The sequence below is a fragment of the Microcystis aeruginosa FD4 genome, from assembly GCF_009792235.1.
In the GTDB taxonomy this organism is placed as follows: Bacteria; Cyanobacteriota; Cyanobacteriia; order Cyanobacteriales; family Microcystaceae; genus Microcystis; species Microcystis viridis.
On the sequence record NZ_CP046973.1, the window covers coordinates 3,396,559 to 3,413,522 of the forward strand.

12 protein-coding genes and 1 pseudogene are annotated in these 16,964 nt (G+C 46.2%); 7 read left to right on the plus strand and 6 right to left on the minus strand.

What is annotated here, in order from left to right; all coding sequences use genetic code 11:
- Positions 1–88: 88 nt before the first annotated feature.
- Positions 89–1,345, minus strand: a complete 1,257-nt coding sequence (locus GQR42_RS17035; RefSeq protein WP_158200858.1) for a GAF domain-containing sensor histidine kinase — start codon at positions 1,343–1,345, stop codon at positions 89–91.
- 388 nt (positions 1,346–1,733) lie between these two features.
- Between GQR42_RS17035 and GQR42_RS17040 the strand changes: the two genes are divergently transcribed.
- Complete coding sequence (locus GQR42_RS17040; RefSeq protein ID WP_004268081.1) at positions 1,734–2,048, plus strand: DUF3155 domain-containing protein; 315 nt, start codon at positions 1,734–1,736, stop codon at positions 2,046–2,048.
- Between the two features lie 147 nt (positions 2,049–2,195).
- On the opposite strand, the gene GQR42_RS17045 is transcribed toward GQR42_RS17040, so the two are convergent.
- Positions 2,196–4,013, minus strand: coding sequence for a S8 family serine peptidase (locus GQR42_RS17045; RefSeq protein WP_233271055.1), 1,818 nt, complete (start codon positions 4,011–4,013; stop codon positions 2,196–2,198).
- Between the two features lie 762 nt (positions 4,014–4,775).
- On the opposite strand from GQR42_RS17045, the gene GQR42_RS17050 reads away from it, so the two are divergent.
- On the plus strand, positions 4,776–5,564 hold the full coding sequence (locus GQR42_RS17050) for a response regulator transcription factor (RefSeq protein ID WP_158200859.1): 789 nt from the start codon (positions 4,776–4,778) through the stop codon (positions 5,562–5,564).
- An 89-nt stretch (positions 5,565–5,653) separates the two neighbouring features.
- On the opposite strand, the gene ftsH is transcribed toward GQR42_RS17050, so the two are convergent.
- Positions 5,654–7,549, minus strand: a complete 1,896-nt coding sequence (gene ftsH / locus GQR42_RS17055; RefSeq protein ID WP_158200860.1) for an ATP-dependent zinc metalloprotease FtsH — start codon at positions 7,547–7,549, stop codon at positions 5,654–5,656.
- A 213-nt stretch (positions 7,550–7,762) separates the two neighbouring features.
- Between ftsH and rimP the strand changes: the two genes are divergently transcribed.
- The 5 genes from rimP to GQR42_RS17080 all read left to right on the plus strand — a co-directional run bounded on the left by rimP (position 7,763) and on the right by GQR42_RS17080 (position 13,730).
- On the plus strand, positions 7,763–8,233 hold the full coding sequence (gene rimP / locus GQR42_RS17060) for a ribosome maturation factor RimP (RefSeq protein WP_158200861.1): 471 nt from the start codon (positions 7,763–7,765) through the stop codon (positions 8,231–8,233).
- A 164-nt stretch (positions 8,234–8,397) separates the two neighbouring features.
- Positions 8,398–9,594, plus strand: a complete 1,197-nt coding sequence (nusA, locus tag GQR42_RS17065; RefSeq protein WP_158200862.1) for a transcription termination factor NusA — start codon at positions 8,398–8,400, stop codon at positions 9,592–9,594.
- Positions 9,591–9,872 (plus strand): YlxR family protein, encoded by a 282-nt coding sequence (locus GQR42_RS17070; protein ID WP_002738851.1) that lies wholly within the window; start codon positions 9,591–9,593, stop codon positions 9,870–9,872. The genes nusA and GQR42_RS17070 overlap by 4 nt, the downstream gene beginning before the upstream one ends.
- A gap of 112 nt (positions 9,873–9,984) precedes the next feature.
- Positions 9,985–13,017 carry a translation initiation factor IF-2 gene (gene infB, locus GQR42_RS17075; protein ID WP_158200863.1) on the plus strand — a complete coding sequence of 1,011 codons (3,033 nt, stop codon included), beginning with the start codon at positions 9,985–9,987 and terminating at the stop codon, positions 13,015–13,017.
- 143 nt (positions 13,018–13,160) lie between these two features.
- Entirely contained in the window at positions 13,161–13,730 is a 570-nt protein-coding gene (locus GQR42_RS17080; protein WP_158200864.1) for a low-complexity tail membrane protein, read from the plus strand.
- Between the two features lie 246 nt (positions 13,731–13,976).
- Here GQR42_RS17080 and GQR42_RS17085 read toward each other — a convergent pair.
- From GQR42_RS17085 to GQR42_RS17095, 3 genes and pseudogenes are all read right to left on the minus strand, one after another.
- A pseudogene (locus GQR42_RS17085) lies at positions 13,977–14,708 on the minus strand (carbonic anhydrase).
- 28 nt (positions 14,709–14,736) lie between these two features.
- Positions 14,737–15,468, minus strand: a complete 732-nt coding sequence (locus GQR42_RS17090; RefSeq protein ID WP_158200865.1) for a Uma2 family endonuclease — start codon at positions 15,466–15,468, stop codon at positions 14,737–14,739.
- Between the two features lie 181 nt (positions 15,469–15,649).
- Positions 15,650–16,918, minus strand: coding sequence for a DNA methyltransferase (locus GQR42_RS17095; protein WP_158200866.1), 1,269 nt, complete (start codon positions 16,916–16,918; stop codon positions 15,650–15,652).
- Between the last annotated feature and the right edge of the window lie 46 nt (positions 16,919–16,964).

Below are 16,964 nucleotides of genomic sequence, written 5' to 3' on the forward strand. Positions count from 1 at the left end.
TACCAGTGACACTGATATTTTCCATATATTTTAACCGATCGATCGGGGAATCTCCTGATCGGGACAATAGGCAGAATTTACGACCAGATCAACTTTCTATACTGAGGTGATCATCGGCTATAATCGGCATACTAACCCGAAAAACCGTGCCAGGGTAGGGGGAACTTGTTGGATCGGGATTGGGACTGATAAATTCAATCGTCCCCCCCATGCTGGTAATTAATTCTTTGGCGATCGCTAAACCCAATCCCGTACCCCCTATATCTCCCCCCGCTTGCACTCCCCGGTAGTGACGTTGAAAAATTCTTTCTTGATCGCTCCTCGGAATACCATAACCCGTGTCTTTAAAAACAATTTCTACACTATTCTTAACATTTTTTACCTCGACGGTGACTTTGCCGCCGGCAGCAGTATATTTGAGGGCATTATCAATTAAATTGCTGAATACTTCCCGCAAACCGGGGACATTGGCGCGAATAAGTGGTATGTCTTCCCCGTGAATCGTTTCTAGACCGATATTTCTCTCTTTGGCTACCGCTTGGGCGGAAAGGAGCAGCGGATCGAGAAGATCATGGAGATCGATCGGAGTTAGTTGGCTGCTGTCAGCAGGCAAGAGAAAGGCGGTGGGGGAAGATTGCGCTTGCAGGAGAGGAATATCGACAGTGGGGTAATTTTCGCTTTCTTGGTGGATTTGTGCCTCAAATTCGGCGATTAAGTCCCGAACTCGATCGCTTTCCCTCAGGATACCAGCAATGGCGGGATCGTTACCTTCTTCGGCTAAAAGTCTTTTGAGCAGAAGTTTACCAAAGGTTTTTAAAGCGGTGAGGGGATTGCGGATTTGATGGAGAAAGGTATCGAGGCGCTGACTTTGCCATTGTCGATAATAACGTTCTTCCCCCAATTGGCGATCAAGTACACAGGCTAAAGCGAGGGTTTGGGTGATTTTTTCCATCTGGGTTAATTCCCAGCTTTGCCAAGGTCGTTTTTCTCTGGTTGTCACCAATAATCCGATCATGCCCTCTTCATACATTAAGGGTAAAAACAAGCGATGACTGCTGACGCTCTCCTGATTACCCCAGAGGTGGGACAAATCTTCTAACTTAACCGCAGTTAACAAGTCTGCCGCCGGTTGCCCCGGTTGTAAGGAAAGCCGCTTTTTTTGGGGAGAAGGGGGATTAAAAGGCGGATAAACAACGACTGGGATTAAATTACTCGATAAAGGTTCGGTTAAATAAACCGCACTTCTGTCAGCTTCCATTTGCTCCCGCAAAAGTTCCATCTGCACTTGACAAAGGGCAATAAAATCATCACTAAGGGGCGTCCGGGAGGGGGAGGAGAAGAGCATACCAAGAAAGTAAAAAGTAAAAAATTAGAAAACCCAGATACAGCTAGGGTTGCGAGTTTTGTTTCCCAGTGTACATAGGAGAGAATGACCATCCTCTTGGGTCGAGGGCAGCCAGCAAAAAGCAATTAGGACAAGGGTTTGGTCACTATTTTAGGGGTGGATCACGGTATATATTAAAAAAAGTTTAAGAATAATAAGTTTTGTATCGGTATTTGGGGGTGTGTTTTTGTCAGAAAAACTTAAACATAGTCTCAGTCTAGCTTCTAGTCAAACTTGTCTGTAATTGGGTTTGTGAGAGACACTTGATTTCTTGGTCTAGAAGGGATATAATCACTACGGCTTTTGTAACTATCATTACAACGATTAGCCAAAACAGGAGGTAATTGGGTTGGCCAGAAAACGGAAACGTAAAAGTCGCCGTCGTCAAGAAGGACGTAAGATACTTGAACTTGTACCCCAGTATAGTATTGAAAGTGGCGAGGATAAACCCGTAACTGCGGCGCGTAAGTATATTCAAGCTATAGGCATTAGCCCACCAGCTTTATTGATTGTCAAGCGTAACGAGCATACAACTGATCGCTATTTCTGGGCTGAAAAAGGACTGTTTGGAGCGCAATATGTGGAGGAAAACCACTTCCTTTTCCCCAGTTTGCGCGACCTGCAGCCCCAACCCGTCAAAGCACCAGTAGCAGTTGCTAAGTAACCGAAAGGACTATTAATCATATCATGGAAAGTGAACTCGTTTGCGAAAAAGTAAACGAGTTTTTTTTGTCTGAGATCTGGGAATCAGCCATCAGCTTTTCGCTGATGGCTGAAGATAAGAAATCTGAGGCTGAAAAGCAGCCGAGTTTTAGGCGACATTACCTGCTGTGGCCGTAATAATTTGACGCACTTGAGCATCGGTCAGATTAGGATTGGCATTCAACATTAAGGCCACCACTCCGGCCACATGAGGTGCTGCCATGGAGGTTCCACTCAAGAAACCATAGCCACCATTAGGGAGAGTAGAATACACTTGTACACCAGGGGCGGTGACATACCGCATCGAAGAATTGGAACCAGCACGATTGGAGAAGGAAGCCATCTGGTTAGAACTATTAACAGCACCGACGGCAAGACCCCAAGAGGTGGCATTGACAGCGGGATAACCGGGTTGAGCTGCCCCCCCATTACCGGCGGCCATAACCACGATAACACTGCGACTGCTGGCATACTGGAGGGCTGCTTGAACCTCACTGTTAGTGCTACCACCTCCCAAACTCATATTAATCACATCAGCACCGTTATCTACCGCATAGCGAATGCCTTGGGCAACGCCACTATAGCTGCCACTACCAGAATCGCTCAAAACTTTCACCGGCATAATTCTGGCATTGTAGGCCACACCAGTGGCCCCGAAACCATTATTACCAGCAGCAATGGTTCCCGCCACATGGCTACCATGGCCGTTAACATCTAAAGTGTTATTATTGCCATTGGCAAAGTTCCAGCCATAAACGTCATCAACGTAACCGTTGCCATCGTTATCAAGACCATCATTGGCAATTTCGCCCGCATTCGTCCAAATATTGGCCGCTAAGTCGGCATGATTGCGGTCAACTCCTGTATCTAGTACAGCAACGATGACTCCTTGTCCTGTATAACCTCTTGCCCACGCTTCGGGAGCATTAACTAAGTTAACCCCCCAGTCATTAGCACCACCAAAAGTGGGAACATCGGCAAAAGGACTTTGATTCAAGGCTCCGGCGACGGCTCCCGCAGCATTAACTAAACCGTATCCTGAAATGGCACTATATCCGGGTACAACTGGGGTTGTGGTTGCCGACAGGGTTAAGTTATAGTTAGTACTGCCACTGTAGGGATAAACCCGGACAAAGTAAGTACCCGCATTCAGTTGACCAGTAATACTCTCACTGATGTTACTGCCATTAGTGGATCTAGCAATCACACTGCCATTACTATCTAACAAGGACACATCAGCATCGGCACTTAATCCCGTTAAACTCAGGCTAAAGTTGCTACTGGTTCCTAAACTAAAACGATAGTAATCATTGGTGTCTGTAAAACCAACAAAATCGCTGTAGGTGCTAGGAGTTGCTCCAATGGTGATATCACGCGCCGTTGCTAAGGTATTACCGGCATTATCAGGAATCACTACAGAAGCGGCAGCTAAACTTAAGTCATAGTTAGTGCTGCCACTGTAGGGATAAACCCAAACATAGTAAGTACCCGCATTCAGTTGACCAGTAATACTCTCACTATCGTTACTGCCATTAATGGAGCTAGTAATCTCATTGCCATTACTATCTAATAAGGACACATCAGCATCGGCACTTAATCCTGTTAAATTCAGGCTAAAGTTGCTACTGGTTCCTAAACTAAAACGATAGTAATCATTGGTGTCTGTAGAACCAACAAAATCGCTGTAGGTGCTAGGAGTTTCTCCAATGGTGATATCACGGGCCGTTGCTAAGGTATTACCGGCGTTATCTAAGGTAGTAAGATTAAGATCAAGGCTCGCTACTTCTTCTTTGAAAAGAGATGTGGCTAGATTAGTGGTGGAGGGAAAAATTGATGACTTATTCCCCGCTAGGAATTTCTGAAAACCTGAGGAATCTAGACTATCTATACAGTTATAGAGGTCGTTGCTAGTAAAGTTATCTATCATGGTGTTCTGGTGGTTTTTTATTGGTTAAATGGCTGAGAGAACAATCAAGAAGACCTGATCAGACAGACAATATTTGTCAACTTTTGGGTAAGTCCCCAAAAGAGTAGGCCAATTCAAATCTGAATTGCATTACTGTCCGAGTTTTTACGTCAATTCAAATCTGGATTACACCACCCTCTGACATTATTCCAAAGAATACCTTGAATGGGGTTCGATAGTCAAGACATTTTTGGGGACGTATGAATTATGAATGATGAATTATGAATGATGAATTATGAATGATGAATGATGAATTATGAATTATGAATTAATGCGATGTGTAACTAAGAAACGACAGAATCAGGGTTCCAGAGGATACTTTATCTCTGCTGATTTCTGAAAGCCTTGTAAATCAAGGGCTCTTCTGGTTTCTGTGTGAAAACGAGGTCTATACTGATAGAATATCCGCAAAATAGCCCTAAAAGTCTTGCCCGATAAGCATTTCACGATTCCATAAGCAAAAATTATCACACAAAGTCGAGAAGAGCCAAAATTAGTTGCACATGGGGTGAATTATGAAGTAGGGAGCAGGGAGCGGGGAGCTTTTTTTCAGTGACCAGTCAACAGTAAACAGTAATCAGTGAAGTGAAAACTCACATCTGATCACTGATCACTGATTCAAAGCTGACTCCTGACGAATGTTACGATTGTTACAACATCTTGACATTAATTCTGATACCCTGACAATGTGTCAATCTGTGCAGTAATGGGGCAGAAACTCAAGTGGTATCGATCCATATTTCTATTGTTGAGGGCAACCCGCACTTGCGATCGCTATTAGCTTGGCATCTGCAACAGGCCGGTTATTTGGTTAATCAATCGGCAACCCTGCAAAGTGCGCGTCAAGCTTTCCTTCATCGTCAACCAACCTTAGCAATTATCGATTCCGACTTGCCAGATGGGGATGGAATCGAACTTTGCCGTTGGCTTTATCAACAAAAACAGTCTTTAATACTGATTCTATCGGCCCGCAATAGCGAAAAAGATGTGGTCAATGGTTTAAAAGCAGGGGCCGACGACTACCTGAGAAAGCCCTTTGGAATGCAAGAATTTATGGCTAGGGTAGAAGTGTTAACTCGTCGTTTAGGCAGTAGGGCTGCTCCCCTACACTTGGATTATGGGGAATTAAAAATAGATTTAGCCCAAAGACGGGTACAATTTCGCGAGGAATATATCGAATTAACCCCCCAAGAGTTTAGCCTACTCTACGTTTTAGCCCAAGCGGAGGGAACACCCCTATCAAGAGCCGATTTGCTGCGTCGTGCCTGGCCTGAGGAAATTGATAACCCCCGGACAATTGATACCCATGTTCTCTCTCTGCGGAAAAAAATCGAAACCGATCCCAGGCAACCTAATTTAATTCAAACCGTCCGCAACGTCGGCTATCGTTTCAATCTAGAAATGTTGGCCGAGATGACTTCAGCTTTAGAAGCTAATATTATTGCCCCCACCAAAGGCAATCATAACGGTCATTCCATGAGTAAAATTCCCGCTCACAATGTTAGTCGTTAATTCTGGCTTTGTCCAACCAATGAGCAGATTTTCTGCTGAAATCAATCGTCTCCTAAGCACTTCCTCAAAGCGAGGAGACGAAAACAAAATTAAACCGTAGTCACCATTGACCGATCTGCTTGTTGCTGAAATTCCGTCAATAAACGCCGGAATTCGTCGCCGTCAATGGTTTCCTGTTCAATCAGTATATCCACCAAGCGATCAATCGCCACACGATGGTCAAGGATAAGTTTTGTTGCTAAATCGTGGCATTGCTTGACAAGTTCTCGTACTTGTGCGTCAATTTTCGCCATCATCGCAAAAGAATGGTCGGGATGATAACCAGCACCAGCACCACCGAGATAGGAATTACCCTCCTCCTCTAGGGCAATCAATCCCAATTCCGACATTCCCAGACGCGTTACCATCTGTCGGGCCAGATAGGTAATTTTTTCAATATCACTACCAGCGCCGGTGGTCACTTCATCCTCACCGAAGACACATTCCTCCGCCACTCTTCCCCCTAATAAACCCGCAATTCGCGCTAATAACTGGGAGCGACTGGTTAAACCCTGTTCTTCATCGGGAGTGAACCAAGTTAACCCCTGCGCTTGACCCCGGGGAATCAGAGTGACTTTTTCCACTTGATCGTGGCCGGGACAGAGAGTACCGACAATCGCATGGCCGACTTCATGATAGGCGATCAAACGCTTGGCTTTACTATCGACTAAAGCGCGCCCTTCCATACCGGCCACAATCCGATCGATCGCATCGTTGACTTCCGCCATGGTAATCGCCTCTTTGCGCCGTCTAGCGGTAAAAATCGCCGCTTCGTTGAGCATATTAGCCAAATCTGCCCCAGTAAAACCGGGGGTGCGACGGGCGATCGCCTCCAGAGCCACATCCGCAGCCACCTTTTTATCGCGAGAATGAACCTCTAAAATGGCCAAACGTCCCTTACAATCTGGATAATCCACCACTACCTGTCGATCAAAACGACCCGGACGCAGCAAGGCCGAATCCAAAACATCAGGGCGGTTGGTGGCGGCAATGACGATAATGCCAGTATTTCCTTCAAAACCGTCCATTTCCGTCAATAATTGGTTCAGGGTTTGTTCCCGTTCATCATTACCTCCCCCATAACCGATCCCTCGTTGACGACCAACGGCATCAATTTCATCGATAAAAACCAAACAAGGGGCATTTTCCTGAGCTTTTCGGAACAGATCTCGCACTCGCGACGCACCAACCCCGACGAACATCTCCACAAATTCCGACCCAGAGATGCTGAAAAAAGGCACTCCCGCCTCTCCTGCGATCGCTTTAGCCAGTAAAGTTTTTCCCGTCCCCGGAGGCCCAATTAACAGGACTCCTTTCGGGATTTTTGCGCCAATCGCCGTAAATTTTTCCGGTTGTTTGAGGAATGTCACCACTTCCTCTAGATCTTCCTTGGCCTCATCCACACCCGCCACATCATTGAATTCTATGCCAGTTTTTGCCTCCATCTGAAACCGCGCCCTTGATTTACCGAAGTTCATCGCTTGACCGGAAGCATTGGCAGAACGACGGATAATAAACACCAATAATCCCAAGACGAGAATAATCACTAACAGGTTAGTGAGAACATTGATCAAGGCCGAATTGTCAGTGCTGGGGAGAATGCCGTACTCAATTTTTTGAGCATCGAGTTTCTTGATTAATTCGGGATTTTGGTCAAATAAATTGACTTCTTTCGGGGTATCCTTGTCCGTTTGACCGACGAGGGTAACTGCTGCCTGCTGCAAAGAAGGATTGATTTCGACCTTTTTTACCTTTCCTTGGTCGATTTTCTCTAACAATTCACCGTAGGTGAGGGTATTTTGGTTTTTTTGACTCCAAGCAGGAGTGACATGGCTAAAGGTTTGCAGAATCATCCAAGTGGTGACAATCCCTTTCCATACTGGCCGATTACCAAGATTCTTAGCTGACTTGGCTCTAACTACGGTGAGTGGAGATTTTTGATCCATAATTGACTCTATATCTAGTTACCCTGTATTCATTGTGACAGATCGACTCGATCGTGACCACTGTTCTGTTTTCCCCCAGGCACGACCCCGGGGGCAAATAGTGATGACGTTTTTTGCTATATTGTATTCAGCTAGGTGGTCTAACAACTGCCTATCCCAATCACTAACAGTTTAGGGAAGTGGGTTTCGCCCGCTTTTTTTATTGTCTAAATCATGACCCATCCGCTCATCCCCGACCTGCTGCACCTAGCCACCCCTATCGCTGAAAACTTGGGGCTAGAAGTGGTCGATATTGTTTTCCAAACCAATAAAAGGCCTCCCGTCCTGCGCGTCGATATTCGCAATCTGGGGGGAGATACGGGTTTAGAGGACTGTGAGCAGATGAGTCGGGCCTTAGAAACCGCCCTCGACAGTCAAGAAGTCTTACCGGGGGCCTACGTTTTAGAAATATCTAGCCCCGGCATTTCTCGACAACTGAGCAGTGAGCGCGAATTTCAGTCTTTTAAAGGTTTTGCCGTCATCGTTACCGGCCAAGATAGCCAGGGAAAACCGCAAGAATGGCGCGGAAAACTGCAAGGTAGAGATGAGCAATCTATTTATCTTAACCAAAAAGGTCGCTCCCTGACCATCGATCGCACTACCGTCATCAGCGTCCGTTTAGATGAGCAGCGGGATCATCAGTAATCAGTGATCAGTAAACAGTAATCAGTAAACAGTAATCAGTAAACAGTAAACAGGGATAAGGATGAAGATAAATAACTAACTAACTAATTAACTTAAAACTTACATCTGATAACTGATATAAGGCTAAAAAACTAATAACTCAAAAGTAAGGAGAAAAAATAATTATGGCTACTGTTAATTTGCCTGGTTTAAAAATGATGCTCGAAGAAATTAGCCAACGACATAATCTGCCCAAAAATGCCGTACAAGAAGCCTTGCGCGAAGCACTTATCAAGGGTTACGAACGTTATCGACGCGCCCAAAGTTTAGAAAAAGCCGCTCAATTTCATGAAGATTATTTCAATAACTTTGATGTGGAATTAGACGTAGAAGAAGAAGGCTTTCGCATCCTTTCTACTAAAACTATTGTGGAAGAAGTGACCAATCCCGACCATCACATCGGTCTCAAAGAAGTGCAAGAAGTGGCCGATGAGGCCCAATTAGGGGATGAAGTAGTTCTTGATGTCACCCCCGACCAAAGAGAATTTGGTCGCATGGCGGCGATTCAAACTAAACAGGTTTTACTGCAAAAACTGCGGGATAACCAACGTAAATTGATTCAAGAGGAGTTCCAAGAGTTGGAAGGAACCGTTTTACAGGCCCGGGTCGTCCGTTTTGAAAGACAGGCGGCTATTGTCATGGTACAAAGTACCTACGGTCAACCGGAAGTGGAAGCGGAACTACCCAAACGGGAACAGCTGCCCAACGATAACTATCGCGCCAACGCCACCTTTAAAGTTCTGCTCAAAAAAGTCCTAGAAGGTTCTCACCGCGGCCCGCAATTAATCGTTTCCAGAGCGGCGGCGGGTTTGGTAGTATATCTGTTCGCCAACGAAGTTCCCGAAATCGAGGAGGAAATCGTGCGTATTGTTGCCGTCGCCCGGGAAGCCAATCCCCCCTCCCGTCACGTTGGTTCGCGGACAAAAATCGCCGTCGATACCTTAGAGAGAGACGTGGATCCAGTTGGTGCTTGTATTGGGGCCAGAGGTTCGCGGATTCAAGCTGTGGTTAATGAATTGCGGGGCGAAAAAATCGACGTGATTCGTTGGTCTCCAGATCCCGCCACCTACATTGCCAATGCCCTTAGTCCCGCCCGTATCGACCAAGTTTTGTTCACTAATGCCGAAGAAAAACAAGCACTGGTACTGGTGGCACAGGATCAATTAAGTTTAGCGATTGGCAAAGAAGGGCAGAACGTGCGTCTAGCCGCCCGTCTGACGGGCTGGAAAATCGATATTAAGGATATAGCCCTGTATAAAGGCGAACAAGAGGTAAAAAACGATGAAACCGACCCAGAAGCGCAGGATTTAGACCAAGAATGAACCCCTTCGTCAATTATCGACGCTGTATTAGCTGCCGTCTCTTCGCCCCGAAAGAATCCTTTTGGCGAATTGTCCGACTACACCCGTCCGGACAGATACAATTAGATCAAGGCATGGGAAGGGCTGCCTATATCTGTCCGCAACCTAATTGCCTGCAACTGGCCCGGCAAAAAAATCGTCTCGGACGGGCCCTAAAAGCCAATATTCCCGAAACGCTCTATGAATCCTTGCAGGAGCGCCTCGGGACTGCCAAGCAAGGTCGTCCAAATCAGGATTAAAATTGACGATCATAGCCACAAAATCGTTAGCATGGAAAGGGAGCAGTCCTGACAGGATCAAAAAATCAGCCAAATTATTAGGATCACTAACACTTTAGCCGGGGGATAATGGATGAGTAACACGAAAGTCAGAATTTACGATTTATCAAAAGAATTGAATCTAGACAACAAAGACATTTTGGATATCTGTGACCAGTTGAACATCGAGTACAAGAGCCACAGTAGCACGATCAGCGAAGAGGATGCCCAACGCATCAAAGCAATCGCTGCGAAGGGAGTTACCTCGAGTACCAGTAAAAATAGCACGGGTCAGCGAGAATCGGCTAGTCCTGCTGAAGAAAAAAAACAAAAGATTTTAGCCCTGCATAAACATAACCGCCCCGAAACTGGCGAAGAAGGGCCAAGCCATCTCGGTCAGGCTGGTTCCTCGGCCAAACCGACTTTAATCAGTCCCCCCCGTCCCCCGGTTAAACCCCTCGTTGCTCCCCCAGGGCGCGATGGTGTAGCCGAAAAAACTCCCCCCACCGCTGCAGAGATGCCATCTCAGTCCGCCAGTGTTAAAGAAACCCCGACCGAAACCCCGCTAGTGCCAGAAGTATCCCCCACCTTAATCGCCCCACCTAATCGACCCTCCCTCACCCCGAAACCGCGCCCTGAAACCGCCTCGGGCCGGCCAGAACCCCGACCTAAAAATGCCCCCGGCAGTAACGACAGGCCCCGGGGAGAAAAACGCGAGCGTGGCGAGAGCGAAAACGCTCCTAGTCCTGAGCGCAGGGTTGGCTTGGCTAAACCAGAAAAACCGACCCTCAACCGCAAACCCGACGGAAAAAGCCCGAAACTGGCGGAACCAGCTAGAGAAGTGCGGGAGACGGTGGAATTGAAGCGCCCAGTTCGCCCCGGTTTACCCGCTAAAATCTCGGCCACCGGCGGGGAAGAAACCGATACCACCAAAAAATCTGGTGTTGATGGCACAGAAATCGATACAGATACCGGATTGCTCGGAGCAGACGGGCCCAAAAAACTCAAACGACCGACCATGCCCCCTCGCATGGCCAAAAAATCTACCTGGGAAGAAGAAGAAGAAGAAGAAAAAAAAGCAGCCAAAACCGCCAAAACTGCTGGCAAAAACAAACGCCGTACCCAAGCTCTCTTTGAAGATGACGATGATCTAGAATCGGAACTATCTGGGTTGATCAATACCCCCAGTTTTACTCTCTCCACCGCTCGTCCCCCCAAACCGCCCACCGCTAAAGCCGCCACCCCTAGCACTCCAACAGCAGTCAAAGTTAAGCGGCCCAGTAAACCTGGTGTCCACGGCGGCGGACCGAAAAGCGAGCGCCAAGAACCCCAAGAGGAAAAACGCCCAGAAAGCATCGTCGTCACCGGCAGTCTCACCGTGCGTGACCTCTCGGAATTGATGAAAGTCCCCGAAACCGAGATCATCAGAACCCTATTTTTTAAAGGGATGGCGGTTAATATCACCCAAACTCTCGACGTGGACACGATCGAAATGATCGCCAGGGACTTCGAGATCGCCGTGGAAACCCCCAGCACCCAGTCGGCGGCAATCAAAACCACGGAAATGATCGATGTCTCCGACTGGGAAAGTCTCCAGCGTCGTCCCCCCGTAGTCACCATTATGGGTCACGTTGACCACGGTAAAACCACCCTCCTCGACTCGATCCGCAAAACCAAAGTCGCCCAGGGGGAAGCTGGCGGCATCACCCAGCACATCGGTGCTTACCACGTCGATGTGGAACATAACGGCAAACCGGAACAGATTGTCTTTTTGGATACCCCTGGCCACGAAGCTTTTACCGCTATGCGCGCCCGTGGGGCGAGAGTCACCGATATAGCGGTGCTGGTGGTGGCCGCCGATGATGGCGTGCAACCCCAAACGAAAGAGGCAATTAGTCACGCCAGGGCTGCCGAAGTCCCGATCGTGGTGGCGATTAACAAAGTCGATAAACCCTCGGCTAACCCCGACCGAATTAAACAGGAATTGACCGAACAGGGACTGGTGGCCGAAGATTGGGGCGGTGAGACGATTATGGTTCCCGTTAGCGCCCTGCGGGGGGAAAATCTCGATAATCTGCTGGAAATGATCCTCTTGGTGGCAGAAGTGGAGGAATTGGTCGCTAACCCCGATCGCTTGGCTAAGGGAACCGTGATCGAGGCTAACCTCGATCGCACCAGAGGACCCGTGGCCACCCTGCTCGTCCAGAATGGCACTCTCCGCGTCGGTGATAGCATCGTCGCCGGTTCCGTTTTCGGCAAAATTCGGGCGATGATCGATGATCGCGGTCAAAAAGTCGAAGCGGCCACCCCCTCCTTCGCCGTGGAAATCCTCGGTCTTAGTGATGTTCCAGCCGCCGGCGATGAATTCGATGTCTATGAAAGTGAAAAAGAAGCCCGATCAATTGCCGATCAACGGGCGATCGAACGACGCAACACCCGTTTACAACAGGCCCTCTCCTCCCGTCGCGTTAGCCTTAGCACCCTCTCTATCCAAGCTCAAGAAGGACAACTCAAGGAACTTAATCTCATCCTCAAGGCAGATGTGCAAGGTTCCGTCGAGGCCATCCTCGGTGCGCTCAAACAGTTACCCCAAAACGAAGTGCAGATTCGCGTTCTCCTCGCCTCTCCGGGAGAAATCACCGAAACCGATGTGGATCTGGCCGCCGCTAGTGGTGCGGTAGTGGTGGGCTTTAATACCACCCTTGCCAGTGGTGCGCGCGCGTCCGCCGATCGGGAAGGGGTCGATATCCGCGATTACAATATCATCTACAAGCTTCTCGATGATATTCAAGGGGCGATGGAAGGTCTTCTCGACCCCGAAGAAGTGGAAGAACACCTCGGTTTTGCTGAAGTGCGGGCCGTCTTCACCGTCGGTCGGGGAGCCGTGGCGGGCTGTTATGTCCAATCTGGTAAACTGGTGCGGAATCGCTTCCTGCGCGTGCGTCGCGGCAAGGAAATTGTTTATCAGGGAGTTCTCGATTCCCTCAAACGGATGAAGGAAGATGCCCGGGAAGTGGCGACCGGTTTCGAGTGCGGTGTCGGTGTTTCTAAATTCAATGACTGGAAAGAAGGCGACATTATCGAAGCCTACGAAATGGTCATGAAACGTCGCACTTTATCCAGTTAATTAGACGGTCAGCGTCAGGGAGTCGGGATTCAGGATTCAGGATTCAGGATTCAGGATTCAGGAGATTATTTTTATTTATTCTTCCCCACTTCCCCACTCCCCCACTTCCTGCTCCCTGCTCCCCATTTCCCCCATTTCCCTCTATGAAATCAGAACCTTTTTTGTGGATTCATCTGGCAGGGTTAGCGGCTTTGCCAATCTTTTTACAAATCGCTTGCATTGGTTTAGCTGTGGGCGATCCCTTGCCTTTTCTTTGGCTAGAATGGTTATTTCTGGGAGCGATCGCTATTATTCCCGTTTTTTGGATGCAGTGGACAAAACCTTTTGATATTTTTAGTCTTTTGTTGGTTGCTCTCAAACCTAGTCAACTCACCCCCGAACAGTTAAAAATTCTCTCTCTTTTTAAACGTCCTCGCCATCGTCTTCTTACTCTTTTGGGAGTCGTCCTCCTAATTCTCATCGCTTGGCCAATCTATAATTTTGCCCCTCTAGCGGCTGCCGTGGCCGCCTATCTCCCCCAATGGCGGCTTTTAGGTTTAGTCATCGCTGCGATCGCTCTCCTCTTAAGTCACCTGTTTTTACAGGTTCCTCTGAGTGTTCTGGGGGTTTTAGCCACGAAGGAAAGTGACTGGACAGCCACCGAAGCTTTAGTTATTGAGCGCATTCCTGATTTATTTACCATTTTTGGTCTAAAAGTTAATAAAATTATCTAGGGTTTGCTGAAAAAGTACGGGCGAAGCATTCGGATAGAAAATCTACGGTTTCACCGATAGGTTATTGCCCGAATGCTTCGCCCCTACAGGACGCGGGCCGATGAAGATGCAAGGTTTTGAACCACGATTCTCTCAAAATCTTGCACCTGTTTCGCGAGAAAAGCCCCAAAACCCTTACTTTGCATACATTTCACATTTATTCAGCCAGCCCTATCTAGATTAGCCAAAATGCAGACAATTGGTGGGCTAGGAATGCAGTATTGAGCGCCCGTTTAAGGGTTGAATGTTTCTAGCATTACGGGGGAAAATCTCGGCGAATTTTTGCAGTTGTTGGGGAGAAATTTTGATCGCATTTTGCCAGACTAACCAGAGAACATCCTCGCTACACCGGAGGAGTGGACAAAGACCCCCGATATTCATAAAAACCGCTATTTTCTGGCAGTAAAAGCCCGGCATTGACCCAAGTATCGGGGATGATCATTTCAGGAGAAGGTTCTTGGGGCAAATAATCCCAAATGGTTTGTAAATAGGGATTATTTGCCCCAATGTCGGCTAAGATGCCCACAACTGCTAAATTTCCCCTCTCATTCCCATGCACTAAATGAATTTCTAGAGGGAAAGACTGACCTTTAATCTGATGTTCGCCCTCGGTGATGAAAATGGAACTGCAATAAATCCCAGTTTTCGCCGTGAAAACTCATGTTTCCACCTTTTTCGGTCTGAACCAAGATTGTATGACCGTTATGGCGAATTTTTAGGGGGTACAGGACGATAATTAAAGGTGGGTTGGTATAGCTCTTTTTCAGTCACTATACTCAGATCGATCGGTGTTTGTTGCTTTCCCGTGGTGCAGAGGCGATAATTCGTTGATAATTCGCCCCAATGGTCAATATTTTGATAATTCCAAGTAAATTCTGGATTAATAGCCCCAAAAAGAGCATGAGAGCCAATAAATTGCAGTAATTCTCGTCTATACATGGTATTAAATTCAGCAATCATCGGATAATTAGCAATTTTCTTGGGGATTTATGCCCAATTCCCGCAGTTTAGCCGCTAATTTTGCGGCTTTCTGTCTTTCCTGTTGGACTTGATTTTCTGCTTCTACAGCCCGATTTTCTGCCTGTTGTGCCGCTTCTGCGGGAGTGGGTACTAATTCCCCTTCGGGGGTAAAATAGCGCAATTTATTGGCAGATAAACCCAAATATAAGCCTAATTGTTGACTCCAGAGCCATCCCTGGGCATTGGGGGCAATCGGTTGATATTGACCGCTAATTAGGGTAAATCCTTCAAATTCTAAGCTTTCTGGGTCAAACCAAAAATAATCGGGAGTGCGAAATATATCTTGATAAATTTGTTTTTTCTCCTCTCGGTCAACTTTGGCGGTACTATCGGAGAGAATTTCGATAATTAAATTGGGATATTTGCCCTCTTCTCGCCAAATTACCCAACTTCTGCGGTTAGGATTGGGATTTGTCCCCAAAACGACGAAAAAATCGGGACCACGGAAGAATTCTGACTTTTTCTGGTGGGGACTGTAATAAATGGTTAAATTGCCGGCGGCAAAATAATCTTCTCGCTCGCGCCACCACCATTCTAAACACTGAATTAATAAAATAATTTGTTGTAGATGTAGGTTGCTTTCCAAGGGTGGTTCATCACTCCAAAATTCGCCTTCTGGGAAGATTATCTCAGGGTTGACATGAGACTCGACTAGGGGTAAGCTTTGAGCGATAGTCATGGTTTTCCAACAGAGATAGGTTGATAATTAATTATAAACTAAATTTGTTACAGCAGTTAGTAATCAGTCCTCAGCCCTTAGCTATTTCACTGTAGATTTATCAATGTTTTAACCTTGCGAATCAGTGCTATCTTTGGGAAGTTGTTGATATTTTTTTGTATTCGATTTGACTAAACTAGACCTACCTTTTCTCTAAGATTAGTAAATATTCGGATTTCATGCCATCAGGATTTTTATTCTTGCGAGATTTGAATAATTGTCTGGTTTTAATTCTATCCTCAAAGACGGTATTAAAAATAAAGCCATTTTCCTGAAAATATTCTCTTAATATTCGCCAAGTTTCTACTTCCACTCCATCCACTTTCGGATTACCCACAAAAATGCAAGCTTTCCCAGCTTGTTTTAATTTTATGGTGGCATTTTCTAAAGCGTTGATAGTATGACAAAAGTAGGAATCGAGTATTTTATGTAAATTCTCTTTCTCTAAACTCGCTCTCACTTGATTTAAGGTTTCGGTTTCGATTAATCTGGTAGCCTGTCGGTAGGGAATTTCTAGCTTAGAGATTTTTTGCACTTCTTTTTCTGTATATCCTAACCAATATAAATCTAGTTTTGCTGTTCTGATATATTCCTGTGCTTGCAGATAGGGAGGTGAACTAATTAAACAATCTAACTCTAGATTTTGATCGATCTCAAAAGTGGCACTATCTACTCCTCCATAAAAAAGCACTTGATTATAATTATGCCAAGTGACGGCAATATATTGATTAACGCTGGTTAAAGTTTCAAAACTCATCTCTTTAATCGTTCGTTTTAATTCCTCTTGCCAATCTCTTTGTAATAGTTCCTGTATATCTGATTTTTTGTATTTCGATTGAAATAATTTAGGTTTGGTATGTTCTGCATAGGAAAACTGCTTACTAACTTTCACTAAAACCGCTTGAATGATCTGGGAATACAAATCAGGTTCTAGACTTTTTTGCCCTGCCCAAAGTTGCTGTAAAACTGCTAAAATTTCCTCTGGATACCAATAGTTTAAATTTGACCACTGAGGGATAAATTTATCCTCGTTGGCAAAAACTTCTAAGATTTTTTTATCTAACTCCGAGTAACTCAATGGTTCTTGGTGTTCTGTAATCTTAATCGGTATAATATGGTTTAAAAGATAATTCAGGTCAGTTAAAACTGCATTTCTTTGACAAAGTTTAGCCTCTAACCCCACCGTACCAGAACCGGCAAAAGGATCGATAATCCAATCATCCTTTTTAGTGTAGTTATCAAGACAAAATCTAACTACTTGGGGAATAAATTTGGCAGGATAATAATAGATGCCGTGGGTTAGATAACTGGTGCTGGTGATTTCTGGTACTAAATCTCGAAAGGAAACTAATCGCGGGGTTCCCCGATTAAATTCTTCTAAATTATTAGAATCGAAAAGTTCTAGCTGCATGATTCGGCTATCAATTCTCCCTAGGGTAGGTCAGCCAATTAAAATA